Annotated in this window: 20 protein-coding genes and 1 pseudogene; 11 read left to right on the top strand and 10 right to left on the bottom strand. The window is 70.0% G+C overall.

Going from position 1 to position 22,232, the window contains the following annotated elements; genetic code table 11:
- Positions 1-45: 45 nt before the first annotated feature.
- A complete protein-coding gene (locus tag H7K45_RS29060; RefSeq protein WP_263999647.1) occupies positions 46-2,223 on the top strand; it encodes a hypothetical protein in 2,178 nt (725 codons plus the stop codon).
- 12 nt (positions 2,224-2,235) lie between these two features.
- On the opposite strand, the gene H7K45_RS29055 is transcribed toward H7K45_RS29060, so the two are convergent.
- Complete coding sequence (locus tag H7K45_RS29055) at positions 2,236-4,986, bottom strand: helix-turn-helix transcriptional regulator (protein WP_263999646.1); 2,751 nt, start codon at positions 4,984-4,986, stop codon at positions 2,236-2,238.
- 319 nt (positions 4,987-5,305) lie between these two features.
- On the opposite strand from H7K45_RS29055, the gene H7K45_RS29050 reads away from it, so the two are divergent.
- Positions 5,306-7,102, top strand: a complete 1,797-nt coding sequence (locus H7K45_RS29050) for a hypothetical protein (RefSeq protein WP_263999645.1) — start codon at positions 5,306-5,308, stop codon at positions 7,100-7,102.
- Between the two features lie 43 nt (positions 7,103-7,145).
- Here the strand turns inward: H7K45_RS29050 and H7K45_RS29045 are convergent.
- Both H7K45_RS29045 and H7K45_RS29040 read right to left on the bottom strand, forming a co-directional pair.
- Positions 7,146-8,482 (bottom strand): annotated as a pseudogene (locus H7K45_RS29045) (HNH endonuclease signature motif containing protein).
- A 45-nt stretch (positions 8,483-8,527) separates the two neighbouring features.
- A complete protein-coding gene (locus tag H7K45_RS29040; RefSeq protein ID WP_263999644.1) occupies positions 8,528-9,106 on the bottom strand; it encodes a TetR/AcrR family transcriptional regulator in 579 nt (192 codons plus the stop codon).
- An 87-nt stretch (positions 9,107-9,193) separates the two neighbouring features.
- On the opposite strand from H7K45_RS29040, the gene H7K45_RS29035 reads away from it, so the two are divergent.
- Positions 9,194-10,075: an SDR family oxidoreductase gene (locus tag H7K45_RS29035; protein WP_263999643.1), complete on the top strand. Its 882-nt coding sequence runs from the start codon at positions 9,194-9,196 to the stop codon at positions 10,073-10,075.
- 11 nt (positions 10,076-10,086) lie between these two features.
- On the opposite strand, the gene H7K45_RS29030 is transcribed toward H7K45_RS29035, so the two are convergent.
- Positions 10,087-10,692: a TetR/AcrR family transcriptional regulator gene (locus tag H7K45_RS29030; protein WP_263999642.1), complete on the bottom strand. Its 606-nt coding sequence runs from the start codon at positions 10,690-10,692 to the stop codon at positions 10,087-10,089.
- 63 nt (positions 10,693-10,755) lie between these two features.
- Between H7K45_RS29030 and H7K45_RS29025 the strand changes: the two genes are divergently transcribed.
- From H7K45_RS29025 to H7K45_RS29010, 4 genes are read left to right on the top strand one after another with little or no spacing between them, the layout of a single operon-like run.
- On the top strand, positions 10,756-11,880 hold the full coding sequence (locus H7K45_RS29025) for an FAD-dependent monooxygenase (RefSeq protein WP_263999641.1): 1,125 nt from the start codon (positions 10,756-10,758) through the stop codon (positions 11,878-11,880).
- 33 nt (positions 11,881-11,913) lie between these two features.
- Complete coding sequence (locus H7K45_RS29020) at positions 11,914-12,399, top strand: peroxynitrite isomerase (RefSeq protein ID WP_263999640.1); 486 nt, start codon at positions 11,914-11,916, stop codon at positions 12,397-12,399.
- Positions 12,396-13,640 (top strand): lipase LipE, encoded by a 1,245-nt coding sequence (gene lipE, locus H7K45_RS29015; RefSeq protein WP_263999639.1) that lies wholly within the window; start codon positions 12,396-12,398, stop codon positions 13,638-13,640. The genes H7K45_RS29020 and lipE overlap by 4 nt, the downstream gene beginning before the upstream one ends.
- Positions 13,641-13,649: 9 nt before the next feature.
- The gene (locus tag H7K45_RS29010; protein WP_263999638.1) at positions 13,650-14,081 is read left to right on the top strand and encodes a type II toxin-antitoxin system Rv0910 family toxin; all 432 of its coding nucleotides are present in this window, start codon (positions 13,650-13,652) and stop codon (positions 14,079-14,081) included.
- Here H7K45_RS29010 and H7K45_RS29005 read toward each other — a convergent pair.
- A complete protein-coding gene (locus H7K45_RS29005) occupies positions 14,078-14,509 on the bottom strand; it encodes a PPOX class F420-dependent oxidoreductase (protein WP_263999637.1) in 432 nt (143 codons plus the stop codon). The genes H7K45_RS29010 and H7K45_RS29005 overlap by 4 nt on opposite strands.
- 50 nt (positions 14,510-14,559) lie before the next feature.
- On the opposite strand from H7K45_RS29005, the gene H7K45_RS29000 reads away from it, so the two are divergent.
- The gene (locus H7K45_RS29000; RefSeq protein WP_263999636.1) at positions 14,560-16,110 is read left to right on the top strand and encodes an acyl-CoA carboxylase subunit beta; all 1,551 of its coding nucleotides are present in this window, start codon (positions 14,560-14,562) and stop codon (positions 16,108-16,110) included.
- 1 nt (position 16,111) lies between these two features.
- Here H7K45_RS29000 and H7K45_RS28995 read toward each other — a convergent pair whose 3' ends face one another.
- Together H7K45_RS28995 and H7K45_RS28990 are read right to left on the bottom strand one after the other, a co-directional pair.
- A complete protein-coding gene (locus H7K45_RS28995; protein ID WP_263999635.1) occupies positions 16,112-16,480 on the bottom strand; it encodes a heme-binding protein in 369 nt (122 codons plus the stop codon).
- 427 nt (positions 16,481-16,907) lie between these two features.
- Positions 16,908-17,642: a LysR family transcriptional regulator gene (locus H7K45_RS28990; protein ID WP_263999634.1), complete on the bottom strand. Its 735-nt coding sequence runs from the start codon at positions 17,640-17,642 to the stop codon at positions 16,908-16,910.
- 92 nt (positions 17,643-17,734) lie between these two features.
- On the opposite strand from H7K45_RS28990, the gene H7K45_RS28985 reads away from it, so the two are divergent.
- Positions 17,735-18,403, top strand: coding sequence for an O-methyltransferase (locus tag H7K45_RS28985; protein WP_263999633.1), 669 nt, complete (start codon positions 17,735-17,737; stop codon positions 18,401-18,403).
- Positions 18,404-18,410: 7 nt separating this feature from the next.
- On the opposite strand, the gene H7K45_RS28980 is transcribed toward H7K45_RS28985, so the two are convergent.
- From H7K45_RS28980 to H7K45_RS28970, 3 genes are all read right to left on the bottom strand, one after another.
- Positions 18,411-19,520, bottom strand: coding sequence for an FAD-dependent oxidoreductase (locus H7K45_RS28980; protein ID WP_263999632.1), 1,110 nt, complete (start codon positions 19,518-19,520; stop codon positions 18,411-18,413).
- A complete protein-coding gene (locus tag H7K45_RS28975; RefSeq protein ID WP_263999631.1) occupies positions 19,517-20,401 on the bottom strand; it encodes a DUF1295 domain-containing protein in 885 nt (294 codons plus the stop codon). Before H7K45_RS28975 ends, H7K45_RS28980 begins: the two co-directional genes overlap by 4 nt.
- Positions 20,402-20,473: 72 nt before the next feature.
- Positions 20,474-20,911, bottom strand: coding sequence for a lipocalin-like domain-containing protein (locus tag H7K45_RS28970; RefSeq protein WP_263999630.1), 438 nt, complete (start codon positions 20,909-20,911; stop codon positions 20,474-20,476).
- A 118-nt stretch (positions 20,912-21,029) separates the two neighbouring features.
- On the opposite strand from H7K45_RS28970, the gene H7K45_RS28965 reads away from it, so the two are divergent.
- Both H7K45_RS28965 and H7K45_RS28960 read left to right on the top strand, forming a co-directional pair.
- A complete protein-coding gene (locus H7K45_RS28965) occupies positions 21,030-21,383 on the top strand; it encodes a metallopeptidase family protein (protein ID WP_263999629.1) in 354 nt (117 codons plus the stop codon).
- A 114-nt stretch (positions 21,384-21,497) separates the two neighbouring features.
- A complete protein-coding gene (locus H7K45_RS28960; RefSeq protein ID WP_263999628.1) occupies positions 21,498-22,064 on the top strand; it encodes a hemerythrin domain-containing protein in 567 nt (188 codons plus the stop codon).
- Positions 22,065-22,232: the final 168 nt, after the last annotated feature.

The following is a 22,232-nucleotide window of genomic DNA, read 5'->3' as shown; positions in this document are numbered from 1 at the left end:
CGCACGCTCGGTGCGGCGCGATCTGAGCCGGAATGAGGCGACCTGGTGGCCCAACATCGCACACCCGCTTGGCATGCGGTGTCCAGATCCCTCGGCGTGCTGGCGGCGGGAGCGGCCGGTGCCGTTGCAGGCACCGGATTGCTGCTGACGCTCGGCTCCGGCCAGGCCAGCGCCGCCCCTGCCGCGGCCCCGCAACCCAGCACCCGAGCGTCTGCCGCGCCGGACCCTCAGCTCGATCCGCTGTGGTGGTGGTCCGTGTACGGTTCGTCGACGCCGAGCGGTTCCGTCGGGTCGGCGGCCGGGCTCAAGCCCACTCCCCACGCATTGCTCGCGGTGGTGGCCGACGATCCCCTCAGCCGCGCCTGCGGGTTCATCTGCAACGGGGCCGCGGGTACCGCCGCACATCCCGACGGCCAGGCCGGTGGTCTGCTATTCGGCACCGGCGGTGCGGGTTTCGGCGGAGGCACCGGCGGTGCGGCAGGCCTGATTGGGTTCGGCGGCCGAGGTGGTGACGGTCTTGCCGCCGGCGTCGCAGGCGGTAAGGGTGGCACGGGTGGTCTCCTCATTGGGCCGGGCGGCGCGGGTGGCAACGGTGGTTTGGGTGCCCGCGGCGGCGACGGCGGTGACGTCGGCGCCTACTCGCTCATTGGTGACGGTGGTGCCGGCGGTCGCGGTGGCGACGGTCAGGCCGGAGTGATCGGCGCCGTTGGAGCCGACGGAGCGGACGGTCAGACCGGCACGACGGGGACAGCCGGAAAGAGTGGCGCGACAGGCGCGACGGGAACCGTCGGCGCGGCCGGGGCGACCGGGGCCGCGGGCACCACCGGCTCGGCTGGCGCGAACGGTGTGGACGACGGGCAGGACGGCGGGTTCGGGTCCGAGGGAACCGGCGACGGCTTCTTCGACGACCCCGCCGTCGGCCACGCCGGAGGCACCGGCGGCAGCGGTATCGGCTCCGGCGGCGACGGCGGCCAGGGCGGTTTGGGCGAGAACGCCCTCGCCCTGCATTCCGCGACCGGGGGTGACGGTGGCGCCGGCGGCGCGGGCAGCCAAGGTGCGTCCGGCGGACCGGGCGGCCAGGGCGGCGCTGGGTCGACCGGCGGAACAGGCGGCCAGGGCGGCACCGGTGAAGTCGGCGGCGTCGGTGGTGACGGGATCGCAGGTGGCAAGGGTGGGGCCGGCGACTCCGGTCAGGTTGGCTCCGCGGGCACGGCAGGTCTGGCGGCGGGCGCCGGTGGCGACGGCGGACGGGGTAGCGGGCTGTTCGGGCGGGGCGGTGCCGCGGGCTCGGGTGGCACCGGCGGCATGGGTGGCGACGGCGGCACGGGTGGCGACGGCGGCAGCGGCGGAACGGGCGGCACTGGCGGTGACGCCGGCGATGGCGGCCACGGCGGGACGGGTGGGCGGGGCGGCACTGGAGGCACGGGAGGGCAGGGCGGCGCCGGCGGTCACGGTGGCGTCGGCGCACTCGGCGGAACCGGCGGGTACGGCGGCCAGGCGGGCGACGCGATCGCCGGCGGCACCCCGCTGGCCACCGGCATCCCGGTGACGGGAAATGCGACCGGCGGCACCGGCGGCCAGGGCGGTGTCGGCGGGCAGGGCGGCAACGGCGGGTCGGGCGGCACCGGCGGCCAGGGCGGTGCAGGCGGTCTGGGCGGGGTCGGCGGTCTGGGTGGATCTGGCGGCCAACCCGGATCGGCCGGCGCGGGCGGTGTCGGCGGCGACGGCGGTGCGGCGGGCGCGGGTGGCGCCGGTGGCGCGGGCGGAGCGGGCGGAGCCGCGGGCAACAGCGGGTCCGGCGGCCTCATCGGCGGCGCCGGCGCCAGCGGCATGGCGGGAAGCGCTGGCACGCCCGGACACACTGGCAGCTACGGAAACACCGGTTTGGCGGGTCAGACCGGAGCCGTCGGCAACGCTGGACACCAGGGCACCTCGGGTAGCGCGGGTGCGGTGGGCACCGGCGGGACGGGCGGCGCCGTCGGCGCGCCCGGCCGGGGTGGCTTCGGCGGCACCGGCGGGACGGGCGGGCACGGTGGAGCCGGCGGGGCTGCCACCGCCGCCCAACCACCTGACTACACCGAGATAATCGACCACGGCCGTCCCGGCGGTGCCGGTGGATCGGCCAGCATCGGAACTCCCGGAAACGTCAACGGCAGCGGCGGGATTGGTGGAGCGGGTGGTCAAGGTGGAGCGGGCGGCTCAGGTGGTCACGAAGCGCCCTGAGCACCAGAGCCGTCACGCCCGGGCATTCATCGCGCGGTATAGCTCGATGCGGGAGTGCACGCCCAGCTTCTGGTAGATGCGCGACACGTAGACCTCGACGGTCTTCCTTGCCACGCACAACGTCGTGGCGACCTCCTGATTGGTCATGCCGGTGACGATGAGTTCGGCGACGCGCGCCTCGGACGGCGTCAGTCCTCCGGAGCGGACACGGCCTGCGCTACCGCGCGCCAGCTCGCGCCGAGCCATGTCGGCCCACAACGGGGTACCCAGCTTCTCGAATACGGCGAGGGCCTCGGTGAAGGCCTCGGTGGCGGCCCGCCAGTGTCGGAGTCGGCGTTCGATTCGTCCGCCGACCAGCACGGTGCGCGCTCTCTCGAACGGCATCTCAATCCGGTCGTGCTGGGCGAGGGCGAGCCCGAGCTGGACCGCGGCCGCCTCGACCTCGCCGCGTGCAGCCGACAACAGCGCCCGGCACCGCCCGCCCACGGCGAGCATCCACGCGCGGTCCAGGCGCCGGCCGTTGTCCTCCAACAGCTCGACGATGCGCTCCGCGTCGTCGAACCGGCCGATCGTGATCATGGCCTCAGCCAGATCCGGAAGATGGCCACCACCAACCATTTCAGTGAATCTGGGCGAGAGGTGCAGGGAGTCCAGAAGTCCCTCCATGGTGGCGACTGCGGCTTCGTGGTCGCCCTGAGAAAGACGCAAGAAGCCCAGCTGTGCGACCGTCCACGTCGACATCAGGGTGTACCCGCTCTCGGCAGCAGCAGAGATCGCCAGGCCGAGTTCCCCTGCGGCTTCCTCGGCCCGGCCTTGATGGGCGGCCACCGCGCCGCGGGCAGACAAAGCCACGAATCGTGCTGCGCTACCGCCCAATCGGTCAGCCTGACGCCGGGCGCGGGCTGTCGTCGCTGCCGCGTTCGCGAGGTCTCCCAGCCACAGATCGAACATGACGATCTGGAATGCGAAGAACATCGTCTCGCCGTCTTGGCCGAGGGTCTCGCACTGTCGTGCCATGTCCTTTAGCCGGGCCCGGCACACCTCCAGCTCACCCGCCCAGCCGGCGAGCAACGTGGCCTGCAGCGTTGGCTGAAATGCCGGCGGCACCAAAGCCGTCGGATCCTCCAACGCCACGGCCCGGGAAAGCTCGGGCGGCGACACGCCTTCGCCGTTCATGAACAGCACGATGGACCTCAGACTCAGCGCGCGGCCCAGCGGCCCGGCCAGCCCCAGTCGCTCGGCAGCCCCAACGCAACGTTGGACCGTGGTCTTGGCCAATTGCAGATGACCACAATTCAGCTCGGCCAGGGCCAAGACCAGCAGAACGTCGACCAGGACCGCGGAATCCTCTCGACATTCGGCGAGGGCCCTCCTGCCTAGCTCGACCGCCTCGGGGAAGCTGTCGTCGTAGACACGCACCAAGGCTAGGCGCTGCAGCGCCTCCGCGCGCTCGACACCAGGATCTAGTTGGTCGACGGCTGCTTCCAGTGTCGAGCGCGCGCGGCCAAGGTCTCCGGCATCGACGAGGCACTGCGCCAGCTCGATTTGCCGCTGGGCAGTGGCACCTCCACGGCCCAACGCCATCTCCAGTAGCTCGGCCGCAGCGGCGGGTGCTGATCGTCGTCGGGCGACGACGGCGGCGGTGTCTAGTGCGGCCAAGGTGGCAGGTTCACCGATCGGATCGGCGAGGGCCAGGTGCCGGGCCCGCGATTCGGGGTCGGCCACCGCCTCGGCTAGTCGCCGGTGGATCGCGCGGCGCGCCGACGACGTGGCGTCGGAGTGCACCGCGCGCGCAAGCAGAGGATGGGAGAACCCCAGGAGGTCACCGTCGACCACGACCACGCCTTCGGCCTCCGCTCGGGCCAACTGGTCGATCAGGCGGGCGGGGGTCACTCCGGTCACGTCGGCCACCACGGTAACTGTGGCCGCGGGTAGGCACGCGATCGCCAGCAACGCTTCCCGGACATCCTTGCCCGTTCGATTCAATCGTCGGCGCATGAGTGACGCCAAACTGTCGGGCAGGACGAGGTCGTCGCTCGATCGCCTCTCCATGTCGCGCGCAATCTCCAGCGCGTAAAAGGGATTGCCCGCCGAGGCATCGTGAATGCGTTCGAGGGCGGCGGCGTCGACCGGAGCGGTCGAATGAGCGACGAGCACGTCACCCAACGCAGTAACGGTCAACGGCTGCAGATGAATTCGATCTAGCGAGTCGGGACGGTCTAGCTGCAACGGTTCGACCTCCGTCGGCTCGTCGCTGCGTAGGGTGCACAGCCAGTGCACCCCGCTGCCAGCGCGCCGGGCGGCGAAGGCCACGGCCCGTATCGTCGAGACGTCGAGCCACTGGAGATCGTCGACGGCCACCACGACCGTCGAGTCCACGGCCAGTCGGACCAGCACCGTCAGGAAGGCAGCGCCCACCGCCCGGGGGTCCACGGGTTCGCCCTCGCCGTCGTCCTCTTCGAGCAGGGCCCCGGCTAGCGCCCGGCGTTGAGGGTTCGGCAAGTCGGCCCACAGCGCACGGTCGACGTCGGCCAACAGATCGGCCAACCCGGCGTAGGCCAACCCCGATTCCGCCGCACTGGCCCGTGCGGTCAGCACTCTGCAGCCATCCGCGCGGGCCCGCTCCACGGCGGCTAACCACAACGTCGTCTTGCCGACGCCTGCGGCCCCCTCGACGGTCAGCCCCCCACCGCCGTCGGCGGCTGACGTGATCGACGCGACGACCGTTGCCAGCTCGGCGTTGCGCGCTACCAATTCAGCCACTGCCGCTCCACCCCTCCGGCATTTGCTGTCTTGGCTCGTCGACGAGAGTCGCTCGAGAATCACCGGTTATGTCGTTCTCAGATTGTGCGCCTGTGGGACGCATTCACGGTAGCGCCCGTCAGCCCACCCGCGCGTTGCCAAGAATCCTTCTGATTTGCTGTCGACATCCCGTGATGAGCCTGGGAGATTCTGCCGAGTCCTCGCCCGATGGCGCTGAAACCGTCAAGAAACGCCTGATTCCTCGAAGCCTCGCGCTCCGTAGCGTCCACCACACGAGGACGCAGATCTGCCGGCCTCCATTTACCCCAGGGGGTCAGCCATGTCCGCACACCGCAAGCACGACACCGGGAGGCGACGGGCGGCGGCGGTGATCGGCGGGGCGGGAATCGCGCTGGGCGCCCCCGCCGCGGCATTCTTTGCCATGCCGGGCGTCGCACAGGCCGCACCGCTGCCGACGGGCGACCCGCTGTGCGCTCCTTACGAAGCCTGTCCCGCAGCAACCGTCGCCGGCCTCAGCAGGAACGCCGTCGCACCTTACGTAAGCGCGGCGACGCCTCCAATTGCTCTGGATCCCTTCGGCTTCTATGACTCCGTCCTGGGTCTGTCCACCCAAATCCCAATTCTGAACGCGTTCGTGGGCAATGGTGCGGCAGGCACCGCTACGCACCCCGACGGTTTCAACGCCGGCATCTTCGCGGGCAATGGCGGAAACGGTGTCAACGGCGGTAGGGGCGGCAGCGCCGGTCTGTTCATCGGCAACGGCGGAAACGGCGGAAACGGCCTCATCGGTCAGGCCGGTGGCGCCGGTGGTGCGGCCGGCCTCTTGATTGGCAACGGTGGAAACGGCGGAAACGGTGGAAACGGCATCGCCGGCACCGCTGGTCGAGACGGCACCGCGGGCGCAAGCGGTGCGTCGGGCACCAGGGGAGACGACGGACAGAGCGGTACCAACGCTGCTCTCGGCGGCTTCAACGGCACCAACGGAGCCGGCGGCGTGAATCCGGGCGGGCCAGCGGGCACTTCGGGCCAAAGCGGCTTCGACGTGGTCCCCGGCTGCAACTGCGGCAACAGTGGAGGCAACGGAGGCAGTGGAAACCCCGGCGGTGACGGCGGTATCGGTGAGGATGACGACGAGCTCGACATTTCTGCCCGCGGCGGAGACGGTGGACGCGGCGGCGACGGTACCACCGGCGCCAACGGCGGCAACGGTGGCTTTGGCGGCTTCGCCGACACTGGGGCCGGGGTCGCCCGCGGCGGCACCGGCGGTGCGGGCGGCAACGGGGGGCAAGGCGCCGCAGGCCAGTCCGGAACCGCTGGCGGCAAGGGCAACACGGGCGGCTCGGGAACTGCCGGTGGCTCGGGAACTGCTGGCGGAGACGGCACCAACGGCACCGCAGGCACGGCGGGCACCGGGGGTACGGCGGCAGGTGCTGGTGGCAAGGGTGGCAGCGGCAGCCTGCTGTTCGGCGCCGGCGGCACCGGGGGTTCTGGTGGCACCGGGGGCAACGGCGCCGATGGCGGCAGCGGCGGGGCGGGCGGCAATGGCGGTACCGGCGGGGCGGGCGGCAACGGCGGCAAGGGCGGCACTGGTTCCGGGGGCGGAGATGGCGGTAACGGCGGAAACGGCGCGGCGGGCGGAAACGGCGGCAATGGCGGCAAGGGCGGCGACGCCAGCACCGATGTCGGCCCGACCCACGGTGGCGCGGGCGGAGCCGCCGGCGCGGCTGGTGCGGGCGGCCCCGGCGGCGCGGCAGGGGCCGCAGGCGCAGGTGGCGCTGGTGGCGCAGGTGGACAGGCAGGTGCCGGCGGGCAAGGTGGTGCGGCCGGCAAGGGCGGCGCGGCCGGTGCAGGTGGCGCAGGAGGCACGGGGGGCGCCGCGGGACAAGCGGGCGCCAGCGGATTCCTCGGTCGACCGGCCGCCAACGGATCCGCGGGCAGCGCCGGAGTGGCCGGTGCGTCCGGGCACGTCGGCGCGAATGGCAATTCCGGCTCGACGGGCGCATCCGGCACGACGGGGGCGACCGGTGACGTGGGTGCGGCCGGCCACGCCGGGACTGCCGGTCACACCGGTCCTGCCGGCCAACCCGGTACGGCCGGCCAGAAGGGCAGCGACTAAGTCGGCCGCGTGCGAGCACCAGCACCGAACGGCCGCAACGTCTTTAGTTGCTCGACGGCTGCCTGTTGGGGTCGTAGGGGTCGTACCACCACCAGTCAGCGCGTTCCCCGAGCGGCCCGGTGCACGGTGGCACCGCGGGCGGCGGTTGCGTGGGTGGTCGGGCCAGGGACGCCCCGGTCAGCACTCCGCCGTCGGCGTCGGTGACCACCAACTGGGTAGCGGTGCCGCTGATGGTGATGCCGCCGGTGTGGTGCAACCGGTGGTGGAACGGGCACAGCAGGACGACGTCGGCGTCGGTGACCACCAACTGGGTAGCGGTGCCGCTGATGGTGATGCCGCCGGTGTGGTGCAACCGGTGGTGGAACGGGCACAGCAGGACGAGGTTGTCGGGGTCGGTGGGTCCGCCGTCCTCCCAGTGCCGAATGTGGTGGGCATGCAACCCTCGGGTGGCCCCGCAGCCAGGCACCGCACAGCAGCGGTCCCGGTGCTGCAACACGCGACGGAGTCGTCGGCTGATGGTGCGGGTGGCCCGCCCCGCCCCGATCGGTTGTCCGTGCCGTTCCACCCACACTTCGCACGTCGCGTCGCACAGCAGGTACTGGCGGTCGGCATCGGAGAGAATCGGCCCCAGATGCAGCTCCGCTGAACGGTTCTCGGGGTCGAGGTGCACCACCACGGTGGTGTGCTGCCCGTGCGGGCGGCGCGCCACGTCGGCGTCCCACCCCGCCTCCACCAAGCTGATGAACGCATCCACGTTGGTGGGAAACGGCGGGGCCTGCTCCGAGGGTTGGTCCTCGTCGTGGGCGGTCTTCCAGTCGTTGACCAGCGCGTCGCGATGCGAGGCCAACCCGGCCACGACCTTCGCCGCCTCCACCTTCGGCAACCGAATCCGCCACGTCGTGTGGGTGGCGGTCTCCGTCTTACTGATCGACCGATCCGGCTCCCAGGACGGCTTGGCGTCGGGGCGGGGTTCGAGCTTGATGGCGGTCCGCAACTGGGTCACCGTGGCCGCCGACGCCAGCGCGGCATAGTGCTCATCGGATCCGTCGCCGGCGCGTTCGGCGATGACCCCGACCTGATCGAGGGACAACCGGCCCTCCCGCAACGCAGCGGTGCACGACGGGAAGTCAGCGCGTCGTTCGGCAATGGTGGTGATGGTCTCCGCGTTGTGGGGTGAGATGAGATCCCGGTGCGCCAGGCCACCAGTGCGGAAATCGACCGGCACCCGGTGTTGCCCCACAGCCCGTCGCCGTCGATGTCAGCGACGATGTCCACGATGCGTCCGTCGATGGCGTTGCGCTGCCCGGTCAGCTCGGCCAGCTCGTCGAACAACACCTCCAGACGCTCCTTGGAGCTCAGAGTGGTTGTCGCCGAAGGCATGCCACCATTCTAGAGGCGGGGTCTGACAAGTAAGCCGGGCTGAAATCAGTCCAACGACCTTGATGCCACCCGCAATTCGTCGAGCGCCTCCAGCGATAGCTCTGCCAAGTCCCGGCCGTCACGGCGGTCGCCGTCGGACCACCGCGCGAACCCCTGCTTGAACGCGAGTACCCCCAACTCCGCGGCGAGGTGCGCCGTCATCTCCGGGACGCCGCGGGCGACCAGGGCGGTCGTCATCGCCGCCGCCAGGCTGACCGACTTGAGTGCGTCGCGCTCTTGTAGTTCGGCACTCGTCGAGACGGCCGCCTTGATCCGCGGGGCAAGATCGCGATTGTCGGGCCCCATCATGGTGGAGGCGTTCTCGAGCGCTGCGGCGACCGCAGTCATGGCGCCCGCGCCGGCGGGCGCCGACTCGATGCCGTCGGACAGCAGTCGGCACATGTCCTCCTGTCCGGCGACGAGCAACTCCCGCTTGTCCGGAAAGTGCCGAAAGAACGTGCTCTTGGTGACACCGGCCCGCTCGGCGATCTGCGCGACGGTGGTCGCGTCGTACCCCTGCTCGGTGAACAGGTCGACGGCCGCGAACACCAATCGCTGACGCGCACCCGGCGCCCATCGCCCCATGCCGCCATCCTAGGCGACGGGACTTTTGTCCCATCACGACGTACGGTGATGGGACAAAGGTCTCATCACACGGCTAGGAGCATCGTCATGCACGTCTTCGTCACCGGCGGAACCGGCACCATCGGGTCACCCGTCGTCTCAGAGCTTCTGACCCACGGCCACACCGTGCTCGCGCTGGCCCGCTCGGACGCCTCGGCGAAGGCGCTGGCCGACGCCGGTGTCGAGGTGATGCGGGGCGACATCGACGCCGTCGACGTCTTGCGCGACGGTGTCCGACGGACTGACGGCGTCATCCACCTCGCCTTCGACCATCGAGCCGACACCCCGGCCGCGCTGACCGAGGCCATCGGCGTCGAGACCGAGGCCTTGGCGGCAATGGGCACGGAGCTGGTGGGTTCGGATCGACCGATCGTCGTCGCCTCGGGAACCCCATGGGTCGACGGACGCGCGTCCACCGAGGCCGATCCCCCACCGACCGACGGGCCCGTCGGCGGACGTGGCCGCGCGGTGATGTCGCTGCTGGAGCTTGCGCAGCAGGGCGTGCGCAGCGCCGCGGTGCGCATCCCGCGAACCGCGCACGACGACGGAAACGGCGGCTTCGCCGGGCTTCTCACGACGTTGGCGAGGCAACGCGGCGTCGCCGGGTATCCGGGCGACGGGTTGCAGCGGTGGCCTGCCGTGCACGCGCGGGACGCGGCCGTGCTGTTCCGGCTGGCCCTGGAGTCGGCGGCGCCAGGCACGTCGTGGCATGCCGTCGACGAGGAAGGGGTCGCGGTCCGTGCCATCGCCGAGGTCATCGGACGGCGCCTGGGCCTGCCCGTGCGTGCGATACCCACCACCGACTTCGGACCCTACGGTGAGATCTTCGCGATGGACCAGCCGGCCACTAGCCAGCACACCCGCGAGGTCTTCGGCTGGGCGCCAACGCATCCCGGTCTACTCGAGGACCTCGAGAACATCCTGCCGTGAGGGACACCGCGTCAACCGGTCAAACGCCGCAGGGCGTCGAAACCTCGGGCATACACCTCGAAGTACGCCTTGGTGACGTCCTGAGTGGCGGCACCTTCGTCGAAGAGTCGCACCGACTCCTGCCGAGCGGTGTGGACGACGAGGACGATCAGCCCGGCCGCAAGCCGCGCCCGACCGTCGGGGTTCGGGCCGCCCAACTCGAGCGCCAGTCCGTCGGCGGCTTCGTCGTGAAGCTCGTGCAGCCGGGCCTGCAGCGACGGGCTGGCCGCGACGAATCGCCACCACCCCGCGGTGGCCGAGTCGACTCGCGTGAACGGATGTCCTTGCCGCCGAAGCTCGGCGATCGACGTGTCCAGCGCGTCGGCGGGTGATCGACCTTCGGGCCGGGATCGGATGGCGTCGCGGAGGAGCGTCAACCGCAGGTCGTCCTGCCGGTCGAGCATCAAGTCTTCTTTGCGCGCAAAGTAATTGAAGACCGTCATCCTCGAGACGTGGGCCGCCTCGGCCACCTCGTCGAGCGTGACCGCGTCGAAGCCGCGCTCGAAGAACATGGCCGTCGCGACGTCGGAGATTCGCTGCCGCGTCTCGCGCTTCTTCTCCGCGCGACGATCTGCCATGGCGTCTTTTCTACCCAGCCTGGAGCTCTTGACCGAATTTTATACTGAGTATAACTTTGACCGGTGCAGTCTGCCAGAGGTTCCGCGCTCGTGTCCGGCGCCAGCTTGTCCGGTTTGGCCACCGGGTTCTGGCTGCACCGACTCGGCTATGCCGTGACGATCGTGGAGGCCGCCCCGGACCTGCGGCGAGGTGGGACGGCGGTCAACATCCAGGACGAGTGCGTCGACGTCGTTCGACGGATGGGACTGCTCGACGACGTCCGTCGTCACCAATTGTCGTTGCGGCGCTGGGAATTCAAGAACGCCGACGACGTCACCGAGCGCACCATCGTGGTCCGAGGCGACGACGATTCGCCGCCCGAGCGCGACGTCGAAATCGAGCGCGACGTGCTGCTCGATCTCCTGTTCGGCGCCGTCGAGGAGGACGTCGACGTCGTGTTCGGCGACTCGGTGGCAGCGCTGAACGTGGTCGACGGCCGGGCCCAGGTAACCTTCGCGAGAGGAGGCACCGCCACCTATGACGTCGTCATCGGTTGCGACGGAATGCATTCCGGAATACGGAGACTGTGCTTTGGCCCCGAGGCACGGTACTCGCACTTCATGGGTCGGTACTACTCGGTCTCGATCGTCGACGAGTTGCTCATCGAGCGCGGCACCATGCACATGTTCAACGTGCCCGGCAGGGCCGTGATGCTGAACGCCTACCAGGACAAGACGGACGTCATCTTCGTATTCGCCACCGACGACAAGATTGCGTACGACCGACGAGACCAGCGGCAGCAGCAACGGGTCATCGCAGAACGTTTCGCCGACGCGGGCTGGCGGACTGCCGAGCTGCTTGCCGCGGTGGACGCTGCGCCAAACTTCTACTTCGACGAACTGGCTCAGATTCGCATGCCCTCCTGGAGCACGGGCCCCGTCGCCCTCGTCGGCGACGCCGGCTACTGCGCGTCACCAGCCGCTGGCCAAGGCGGGTCGCTGGCCTTGGGCGGGGCTGCCGCCCTCGCCACTGCCCTCGAGGAGCACGACGGCCAGCTCGAACCCGCCTTTCGTGCGTACGAGGGGCGGCTCCGCCCGTTGATCGAACGGGTGCAGGAGGAGGCCACACGGTTCGGCCTGGACATGCTCGTCCCGATGACCGAGGAAGCGATTCGCGCCCGCAACGACGGGGTGGGCTCGCCGTTCTGATCGGCCACGCCGCCGGCCTCTAGACTCGCAGCGGTGACCGACCTCCATCCCGCGCTCTCCGACCTGGCGACCCTCCTGGGCACCTGGGCGGGTGCCGGTGCGGGCGAGTACCCGACGATTCCGTCCTTCGAGTACCTGGAGGAGGTCTCGTTTGGTCACGTCGGCAAGCCGTTCCTCGCCTACTCCCAGCGCACCAAGGCTGCCGACGACGGTCGGCCGCTGCACGCCGAGGCCGGCTACCTGCGGGCCCCGTCCCGCGGGCGCGTCGAGTTGGTGCTCGCGCACCCCACGGGGGTCACCGAAATTCAGGAGGGCACCCTGACCGTCACCGACGAAGCCGTCGAACTGGAGCTCGTGGCGACGTCGATCGGGCTGACCTCGACGGCGAAGGACGTTACCGCGCTGAGCCGTTCATTCCGCGTCGTCGGTGACGAACTGACCTACACCCTTCGCCTTGGCGCGGTGGGTCAGCCACTTCAGCACCACCTCGCCGCGACCTTGCGCAGGACGACCTCGTGACCGCCGACGGCCGGATCCGCGTACCCGGTGATCTCGACGCGGTCACCGACATCGCCGAGGAAGACCGCAGCGGCGTCGACTCGGCAGCCGTCGACCGCATCTGGCAGGCCACCCGGCACTGGTACTCCGCTGGCATGCACCCCGCCATCCAGGTGTGCGTGCGTCACCGCGGCCGAGTGGTCCTCGACCGGGCGATCGGCCATGGCTGGGGTAACGGCCCCCAGGACCCGGTGGACGCCGAGAAGGTCCCGGTGCGGACGACGACGCCGTTCTGCGTCTACTCCGCGGCGAAGGCCATGACCACCACGGTGTTTCACCTGCTCGCCGAGCGTGGGGTGTTCTCCCTCGACGATCGGGTCTGCCAGTACCTGCCGACCTACACCAGCCATCGGAAGGATCGCACCACCATCCGCCACGTGCTGACTCACAGCGCGGGCGTGCCCTTCGCGACCGGCCCCAAACCCGACCTGCGACGGATGAACGACAGCGAGTACGCCCGGGAGATGCTGGGCAACCTGCGCACCATCTACCCGCCGGGCATGGTTCACGTCTACCACGCCCTCACCTTCGGGCCGCTCACCCGCGAGATCATCTCCGCCGCCACGGGCAAGGACATCCGACACGTGCTGGCCGACGAGATCCTGACCCCGCTGGACTTCCGGTGGACCAATTACGGCGTTGCGCCAGAAGACGTTCCGCTGGTGGCACCGAGTCACGCCACCGGAAAGCCGCTGCCCCCGCCCATCGCGGCGGCGTTCAAGCTGGCGGTCGGCGGGACGACGCACCAGATCATCCCGTTCACCAACACACCGAAGTTCCTCACCAGCGTCGTGCCGTCGTCGAGCACCGTGTCGACGGCACACGAGTTGTCCCGCTTCGCCGAGCTACTGCGCCGCGGCGGTGAACTCGACGGGGTGCGCGTGATGGCACCCGAGACGCTGCGCGCGGCCACCGCTCAAGCCCGCAGGCTGCGCCCGGACATCGCCATGGGCCTGATGCCGATGCGCTGGGGTACCGGATACATGCTGGGATCCAAGCGTTTTGGCCCCTTCGGTCTCGACGCTCCCGCGGCCTTCGGGCACACGGGCCTGGTCGACATCGCGGTGTGGGCGGACCCCGAGCGCGATCTCGCCGTCGGGGTGGTCAGCAGCGGCAAGCCGGGAGGTCACCGCGAGGCCAAGCGATACCCCGCCGTGCTCGACGCCATTGCCGCCGCCGTCCCCCGGGTACCCGCGCGTTAGCCTGTGCCCATGGCGAAGGTCGAGCTGTCCCGCAAACTGACCATCAGCCCCGAGCAGGCGTGGTCGCACGTCGAGGACCTGTCCTCGCTCGGGGACTGGCTGACGATGCACCAGGGCTGGCGCTGCGACCTGCCCGACGAGCTGACCGTGGGGACCACCCTCGTCGGCGTGGCGGGCGCGAAGGGACTGCGCAACCGCGTCACCTGGACGGTTCAGGAATACGACCCGCCCCGGCTGATCGACATCACCGGCGACGGCGTCGGCGGCACCAAGTACGCGCTGCGCATGTCGGTCAAGCCGCACTCCGCGGGCTGCGAGCTCAAACTGAAGATCGACCTGGGCGGTGCGCCGCTGTTCGGGCCCATCGGGATGGCCGCGGCGCGTTCGGTCAAGGGCGACATCGACAAGTCGATCAAGAAGTTCGAGGAACTCTACGGTTAGCGAATGGCTTCGCCGTAGACCTTCCCGACGGCCAGTGTCATCAGGACCCGGCGATCCGACACCATCACCGACCGGTATTCGTCCCAGTCGGGGTGTTCTCCCGCCGCTCGCCGGTAGTAGTCGACCAGCGCCTCCACCTCCGGCCCGTGGGGATCGGTGCCGGGCCCGGTCAGCGTGACCGTGCCCTCCGCGGTGGCCCACGCCCAGCCGTCCGAGCTGGTCACCTCGATCGCCGCGCGTGGGTCGCGCCTGAGGTTGGCGGTCTTCGCCCGTCCCTCGGTCATCGACACGTACACGACGTCGGCGGCCTCGTCGAAGTACGGGGTCACCGGCGACAGTTGCGGCAGGCCGTTGGCCTTGATGGTCGCCAGCACGCCGAGTCGCGCCTCGGCCAGCAGGGTTCGCGGGTTGAATGAAGAGCTGGTCATGTCCCACCCAACCCGTGATCGGGCACACACTATTCCTCGGGAGAGAATCCATGGCGACCGACGAGCCGATGCGTGACGACCTGGTGGAGTTGCTCCGCCGCCGGGGACTGACCGAGGACGCCGCCCGGCCCGACGCCGTGCAGCGCCGACGTGCCGCCGGTGGGCGCACCGCTCGGGAGAACGTCGCGGATCTCGTCGACCCAGGATCCTTCGTCGAATATGGCCGTTATGCGATTGCCGCCCAACGCCTTCGGCGCGACGTCGACGATTTGATTGCCCACACGCCGGCCGACGGCATGGTCGCGGGTACGGCGACGGTCGACGGCGCGGCCTGCGCGGTGCTGGCGTATGACTACACGGTGCTGGCGGGTACGCAGGGCGCGCTGGGACATCGCAAGAAGGACCGCTTGTTCGACGTTATCGAGCGGTTGCGCCTGCCGACGGTGTTCTTCGCCGAGGGTGGCGGCGGCCGTCCCGGCGACACCGACTACCCGGTCGTGTCCTCGCTCGACGTGCGGGCGTTCAAGCTGTGGGCGGCCCTGTCCGGCCTGGTGCCGCGGATCGCCGTGGTCAAGAGCCGCTGCTTCGCAGGCAACGCCGTGATCGCGGGCTGCGCCGATCTCATCGTGGCGACCGAGGACGCGTCGATCGGCATGGGCGGCCCCGCCATGATCGCCGGCGGAGGCCTGGGCACCGTCGCGCCCGACGACGTCGGCCCGATCTCCGTGCAAGCCCCCAACGGGGTGGTCGACGTGGTGGTCGCCGACGAGGCGGCCGCGGTGGCGACGGCGAAGGAGCTGCTCGGCTACTTCCGCGGTCCCACCACCCCCGGCCGCGTCCCGGACCAAACCGCCTTGCGCACGATGGTTCCCGAGCGGGCCCGTCGGGCGTACCCGGTCGGTCCCGTCATCGAGACCCTGGCAGACGAGGGCTCCGTGACGTTCCTGCGGCAACGGTTTGCACCCGAGATGGTCACGGCGTTGGCCCGCATCGACGGTCGACCGGTGGGCGTGCTGGCCAACGACACCCGGTTCACGGCCGGGGCGATCACCTCGGGCGCGGCCGACAAGGCGGCCCGCTTCCTCCAGTTGTGCGACGCGTTCGGGTTACCCGTGGTGTCCCTCGTCGACTGCCCCGGATACATGGTGGGGCCCGCCGCCGAGGCAGAGGCGTTGGTACGGCACGGTTCTCGACTCCTGGTGGCCGGCGCGTCGATCCGCGTGCCGCTGGTGGCGGTGGTGCTGCGGCGCGGGTACGGCCTTGGCGCACAGGCGATGTGCGGCGGCAGCCTGCACGAGCCGTTGCTGACGGTGGCGTGGCCGGGCGCTCACCTCGGGCCGATGGGCCTGGAGGGGGCGGTCCGGCTGGGGATGCGCAAGGAGTTGGAGGCCATCGTCGACGACGAGGAGCGCGAGCAGCGCGTCCGCGAGGCGACCGCCGCGGCTCAGGAGAACGCCCGAGCGCTCAACGCCGCGACGCTCTTCGAGATCGACGATGTCGTCGACCCGGCCGACACCCGGCGGTTGATCAGCGCGACGCTGGCCGCGGCCGCCGAACACCCACGGGATGCCCGGCGACCGCGGTTCGTCGACACCTGGTAGGTCAGCCTGCCATGAACTCGGCGTAGGCCGACTGCAGGTCCGCCGGCAGCACCGAGACGTTGCACTCTCGCTGCGTGTCGCCGATCGGGGCGATGATGCCGCGCAGTTCGTAGTACTCCTGCGGGTTGGCCGTGAAGTAGTTCCGGATGTTGGCCGCCGCCTCGCCGCGCGGTTGGTTGCGCGCCGCGTTGACCACCTGATCGGCGCCGGGGTGCGCGCGCAGGTAGTCGCGCGCCGAGCCGGTCACGGAGCTGACGGTGTTGGCCACGCCCGGTCCGCTGCAGTCGGGCGCAGCCGAGGCGGCCGGCGCCGCGATGGTCGCGGCGGCGGCGATTCCGGTGAAGAGCATGGCGATGCCACTGAATTTCATGATCGATTTCCTCTGGAAAGACTTTGCGGAATTCGGGCCTGTCCCTGGACCCGAATTCCACGGTACGCATCCCACAGGGGACTGCCAGGACGCGAAACGAAGGCGATCGCGGCGGTTCAACCAGGCGTTACGTGAAATGACGTGAGAAACCCGACAATTCGGTACGAATTTCGCGGCGTCATCGGCAATGTCCTCAGGATTTCGCCCCGACTCTTAAGTGATCGTGATTCACGCCGTGATTTGTGTGATCGAATCGTTATTCGGACATGTCCGCCACGGCGTCGCGCACGCACTGCCGCAACCACCGGTGGGCGCCGTCGGCGTCATGCCTGGGATGCCACGACACGCCGATGTCCAGCGTCGGCAGGTCGAGCGGGATCTCGAAGGAGCGCAGCCCGAAGTCGGCCAGCGTGTCGCGGGTGATCGCCTACGGTGCCATGCCGACGAGGTCGCTCCCGGCGATCAGGTGGAACGCCGCGAGCGCGGTCGGCGTGCACACCGCCACCCGGCGCCGGAGCCCTCGTTCGACGAGCAGGGGGTCGACCGGCCCCGTGAGCAGCCCGCGTCGCGAGGACACCACGTGTTCGGCAGCGGCGAACCGCGCCAGCGTGACCCGTTTGCCGTCGAGCGGGTGCCCTGCCCGCAGCACGCCCACCATCCGGTCGGACAGGAGCTCCTCGACGTGGGTCTCCGGGTGGGTACGACGCATCTGCCCGAGTTCGAGGTCGACGCTGCCGTCGCGGAGACCGTCGGTGTCCTCGTGGCTGTCGCCAACGAACCGGAGCGTCACCCCGGGGGCCTCGTCACGGACGCGCGAGACCAACCGAGCGCCGATGCCGTTGGACAGCAGGTCGCCGATTTGCACCGAGAAGGTGCGCCGCAGGCTGGCCGGGTCGGCGCGGTCCTCCGCGCTCATCAGCCGGCGGCCCTGCTCGACGAGCTCGTGCACGCGGCCCTTCATCGCCAGGGCCCGCGGCGTCGGCACCATCCCCCGACCGGCACGCACCAGGATCGGATCGTCGAGCATGCGCCGCAGCCTGGCGAGCGTCCGGCTCATCGCCGGTGCCGAGGTGTGCAGCCGCTGTGCCGCACCGCCGACGCTGCCCTCGTCGAGCAGCGCGTCGAGGGCGACGAACAGGTTGAGGTCCAGGTTGGATTCCACTTTTGGCAATCACTTCCTATCAAACATGCACTGGACGGTAATCCGACTCGATCCTACGTTGGAGTTCGTCACCACGAGAAGGGATTCACGCCATGGCCTCCACCCTGCACACCGAGCCGGTATCCGTTGTCCTGCAACGCATGTTGACCGCCGAAGAGGAACACGACCCGCAGGCTTTCGCCGCCACCGGGATCGAGGGCTTCCCGGCCCATCTGAGCGCCGAACGTCGCGCCGAGCTGTTCAAGGACGTGTACATGTCGGTGTCGTCTGACGGTGGCCAGCTGCTGTACCTGCTGGCCAGGGCGACCGGCGCCCGCACCGTCGTCGAATACGGCACGTCGTTCGGCGTCTCCACCATCCACTTGGCCGCAGCGGTCCGCGACAACGGCGGCGGCATCGTCATCGGCACCGAGCTGCAGCACGACAAAGCCCTTGCCGCGCAACGCAATTTCGAGGAGGCCGGTGTGTCGGACCTCGTCGACCTCCGCGTCGGCGACGCCCTCACCACGCTCACCGAGGTACCCGGCGAGGTCGACCTGGTGCTGCTTGACGGCTGGCCAGATCTCGCGTTGCCGGTGCTGCGCCTGCTGGAGCCCTCCCTGCATCCGGGGTCGCTGATCCTGGTCGACGACGTCGAGATGGACTGGGGCAGTGACGTTCACGGTCCACTGATGGCCCATCTGAGCGACCCGTCCAACGGCTACCTGTCGGTCACGATCCCCACCGGGGACGGCATCGCGCTGTGCGTCAAACTCGGCTGAGGCCCCCTCAGGGCCGCACGCCGCGGTAGATGCCCCTCCGCACGATCACCGGTTGCAGAATGCGGTCGACCGACCACGCCGGGAACCGGAAGGCACGGCCGTCGGGGGCGAAGACCTCCAGGCCGTCGGGCTGGGCACCCAGCACCGAGCCCCATCGCCTCGTCGGCGGCCGGTAGTTGCGCAACGGGCGGCCGTCGAAGTCCGCCCGCACGTTGTGGGCCAGCATCCCGTCGGCCCGGTTCCTGGCCGAACTGCGCAACGGATCGGTGGCCGCGACGTCACCGATGGCGAAGAACCCAGGCCGCCCGGGCACCCGCAGATCGGGCGTCACGCGCACGAAACCGTCGTCGTCGACCATGTCCGACGGCAACCATCCGGTGTTGGGGGTCACCCGCCCGATCGTCCAGAGCACCGCGTCGGCCGTCACCGGCTCCTGCCCCGTGCTCCAGTGCACGGCGCCGGTGGTGATCTCGTCGCACGCGAATCCGTCTGGCACGACGGCGCGATGGCCGTCGTGCACACCCACCCCGAGGTCGGCCAGGCGCCGACGGATGCGACTCCAGACTCTGGGGTGGTGCGCGGGTAGCGGGCGTTCGCCGGGGTGGTACAGGTCCACCCTGGTGCGGGGCCAGGTGCGGGCGACGTTGGCGGCGCTGCTGACCGCGGCCGCACCGCCGCCGATCACGACGACGGACTCCGCCTGGGCGACGCGATCGTGCGCGGCGCGCAGGTCGGCGGCGACGTCCGCCGCGGACTGCAGCGCCGGCCGACGCCAGAAACCGTTCGCCACCCCGGTGGCGATGACCAGCGCGTCGTAGTCCTCGTGATTGCGCGTGCCGTCGTGGCGCGTCAGCTCGACGCGGCGCGCGACGGGGTCGAGGCCGGTGAGCCGGCCGTGCACGGTGCGCACGCGGTCCAGCCCGCGGAACCGGTCGAACGCGATCCAGTAGTCACGCGACCAGTCATCGGGCCTGCTGAGCCGCAGTCCCAGTTCCTGGCCGCTGACCAGGGCCGGCTTGGCCGAGATGCCCACGACGTCGGCGTGCCTGGCCAGCCGCATGGCGGTCAGGATCCCGCTGTCGCCGAGACCGGCGACGACGACGCGCTTCCTGGTCACGGCAGCCCCCGAGCCGTCGGTGGCCTGGGGACGAAGCGGGACACGCGGTCGACGACGTCGGCGTAGGCCGGCCGTCGCTGCAGGCTGCGTTCCTCCATCATGGGGATGCTGGCGCCCAGGAACATCGCCAGGATGGCGGCGGCACCGACGATCAGCCACCACCAGTCGGCGGGCGCCGCCGCGATGCCGAACAGGGCGACGGCGAACCAGAAACCGAACTCGCCGAAGTAATTCGGGTGCCGCGACCAGCTCCACAGTCCGCGGTCCATTACGTCTCCCGGTCGACGGTCGCGCACGAACCGGTGCATCTGGACGTCGGCCACCAACTCGAGGGCGACGGCTGCGAGGCCGATCACGGCGGCCAGCCAGGCCAGCCACCCGATGCCCGCGCCGGGCCGGGTGACGGCGACATAGGCAGGCACCATGGCCAGGAACACCTGGCACGTCGGGATCAGGTGAATGGCGACGAGGTCCGCCACGGCCTCGAAGCGCCCCGCCCGCTGCTTGAACATCGGGTAACGCCAGTCCTCGTGGTGCAGACCGGGGAAGGCGTAGACCCAGTTGGCCGTCAGGCGAATGGCCCACAGCGACACCACGATCGCAATCAGCCAGCAGCGCAGCGGGTCCACCCCGGGCTCGGCCTGACTCCACCAACAGAACAGCAGAAGCGGCGGGATGACGCTCCAGTACGCGTCGTAGAAGCTGGAGTTTCGGTAGGCCCGGCTGAACGCGAAGATGACCAGCGTCCCCAGCACGTCGGCGATGAGGGTGTTCAACCAGAGCCGGCCGGTGTCGGGGCCCCACCACAGCCAGGCGGCGGCCACCCCGATGGCGACGACGTAGGCGGCGGTGACGATCACCAGTGACCGGGTCTTACTCATTGGCTCCTCGGGTTCCGGACGCCAAAAATGTAACACGTTCTAGTTGAGGCGGAGCCCGATCTGCCGGCGCCGCTAGTGAGACGGGGCGCGGCGCCAGGTCAGCACGTGCGTCGTCGTCGCTCCCCTGCGCGACACCAGCTCGGCCCGCAGTTCAAGCACCCCATTTTCCAGCCGGCCCTGCCGGACCTGGGTGCCGCCCACCCAATTGGGCAACAGCGACACCTCGACGTGATGGGAGACCACGCCGGCCGCCTCGTCTAGTGTGAACGGCCCGCTGTAGCAGAGGTAACCCCTTGCCGCCGAGGCGGTTTGCTCCGGGGTGCCGCCGTCGGTGACCGCCTTGTCGTAGTCGGGCCGGTCGCGGCGCATCAGCTGTGCCGACATGTACCCGTCCGCGGTGTACATGATGATGCCGAGCGGGTCAGAACCCAACGGCTCGTCGACCGCACCGTCGGATTCGGCGGTGTAGGACTTCAGGTGCCACGCCCCGAGCAGATCGTCGCGGCGCATCAGCGATGCCGTGTCATGGCGTCGCCCGTCGGCGGTGTCGTCGTCGTCACCCCATCAGCGTAGAGGCGTCGCGGGTGTGAACCGGGTGCACGAGTTCGCGTTCTGGCACTCTCGAAGGGTGGAGACGTCAGAAGGCGACGACGCGTTCGACGCGGCGATCGACGAGGCGGTGGACTCGCTGCCCGCCGAACTGCTCGCCGCCATGGGCAACGTCGAGATCGTCGTGGAGGACGAGCCGCCCGCCGGACAACGACTGCTCGGGCTGTACCAGGGCGTGCCGCTGACCAAGCGGACCACCGCCTACAGCGCGGTACTCCCCGACAAGATCAGCATCTTCCGTGGTCCCCTGACCCGTCTGTTCGGCGCTGATCCGAGCCGGCTGCACCGCGAGATCAAGCACGTCGTGCTCCACGAGATCGCCCACCACTTCGGCATTAGCGACGAGCGGCTGGTCGAACTGGACCGCTACTGACGCGACACCGATCGCCGTCGCCGTCGTTTCGCCGGTACGGCCGTCGGGTACGGGGTCGACGACGGCGCCCAGCCCAGCGCGCCACCATCCGTAGGCTCACCAGGAGGTATCTCCATGTCCGACAGGACCATCAGCACCGGCCAGGACGTCGTCACGTTCCTGACCGATCAGCACGACGCCATCAAGCGGTTGTTCGTCGAGACGCTCGACGCGGCCGACGCTGCAACGCAACAGAAGTCGTTCGACGCCTTGCGCGCCATGCTCGCCGTGCACGAAACGGCCGAGGAGATGATGGTGCACCCCCGCGTGCGCCGCAAGGTCGACGGCGGCGACGAGATCGTCGACGCCCGTCTCGCCGAGGAGCACGAGTCCAAGGTCGCGCTGGCCGAGATCGAGAAGCTCGAATGCGGCACCGCCGAGTTCAGCAAGGCGCTCATCCACCTGCAGGCCGCGGTCCTCGCCCATGCCGAGAAGGAGGAGACCGAGGAGTTCCCCCGCCTGGAGGAGGAGCTCGACGCCGCGGAGCTCAAGAAGCTCACCGACGCCGTCGTCTTCGCCGAGCGCATCGCCCCGACGCATCCGCATCCCGGTGTCGAATCGGCTGCCGTCAACTTCGCCGTTGGCCCCTTCGCCTCGCTGCTCGACCGTGCGCGTGACGCACTCAAGGGTTCGGCTGCCTGACGCCCACCCCCGCATCGAGTGTGCTGGGAGATCGCGATTCGAGACGGCGGACTCAAGTGGTCGCTGCAACACCTGATTGGTTGAGGGGTGTTGTTCGATGGGGTTTCGCAAGCACGGCAGCAAAACGGTTCCCGCGGCGGCGCGCGGGGTGTTTCTGGAGGCGTTGAG

Source organism: Mycobacterium yunnanensis, from assembly GCF_025823185.1.
GTDB lineage: Bacteria > Actinomycetota > Actinomycetes > Mycobacteriales > Mycobacteriaceae > Mycobacterium > Mycobacterium yunnanensis.
Note: the sequence above shows the minus strand (reverse complement) of the source record. Positions and strands in the feature narration are given on the sequence as shown.

What these genes read in the sequence shown, in the direction of transcription:
- H7K45_RS29050 (WP_263999645.1), top strand. Translation starts at nt 5,306, where the DNA reads ATGTCCGCACACCGCAAGCACGACACCGGGAGGCGACGGGCGGCGGCG.
- H7K45_RS29040 (WP_263999644.1), bottom strand. Translation starts at nt 9,106, where the DNA reads ATGGGGCGATGGGCGCCGGGTGCGCGTCAGCGATTGGTGTTCGCGGCC.
- H7K45_RS29035 (WP_263999643.1), top strand. Translation starts at nt 9,194, where the DNA reads ATGCACGTCTTCGTCACCGGCGGAACCGGCACCATCGGGTCACCCGTC.
- H7K45_RS29030 (WP_263999642.1), bottom strand. Translation starts at nt 10,692, where the DNA reads ATGGCAGATCGTCGCGCGGAGAAGAAGCGCGAGACGCGGCAGCGAATC.
- H7K45_RS29010 (WP_263999638.1), top strand. Translation starts at nt 13,650, where the DNA reads ATGGCGAAGGTCGAGCTGTCCCGCAAACTGACCATCAGCCCCGAGCAG.
- H7K45_RS29005 (WP_263999637.1), bottom strand. Translation starts at nt 14,509, where the DNA reads ATGACCAGCTCTTCATTCAACCCGCGAACCCTGCTGGCCGAGGCGCGA.
- H7K45_RS29000 (WP_263999636.1), top strand. Translation starts at nt 14,560, where the DNA reads ATGGCGACCGACGAGCCGATGCGTGACGACCTGGTGGAGTTGCTCCGC.
- H7K45_RS28995 (WP_263999635.1), bottom strand. Translation starts at nt 16,480, where the DNA reads ATGAAATTCAGTGGCATCGCCATGCTCTTCACCGGAATCGCCGCCGCC.
- H7K45_RS28985 (WP_263999633.1), top strand. Translation starts at nt 17,735, where the DNA reads ATGGCCTCCACCCTGCACACCGAGCCGGTATCCGTTGTCCTGCAACGC.
- H7K45_RS28975 (WP_263999631.1), bottom strand. Translation starts at nt 20,401, where the DNA reads ATGAGTAAGACCCGGTCACTGGTGATCGTCACCGCCGCCTACGTCGTC.
- H7K45_RS28970 (WP_263999630.1), bottom strand. Translation starts at nt 20,911, where the DNA reads ATGCGCCGCGACGATCTGCTCGGGGCGTGGCACCTGAAGTCCTACACC.
- H7K45_RS28960 (WP_263999628.1), top strand. Translation starts at nt 21,498, where the DNA reads ATGTCCGACAGGACCATCAGCACCGGCCAGGACGTCGTCACGTTCCTG.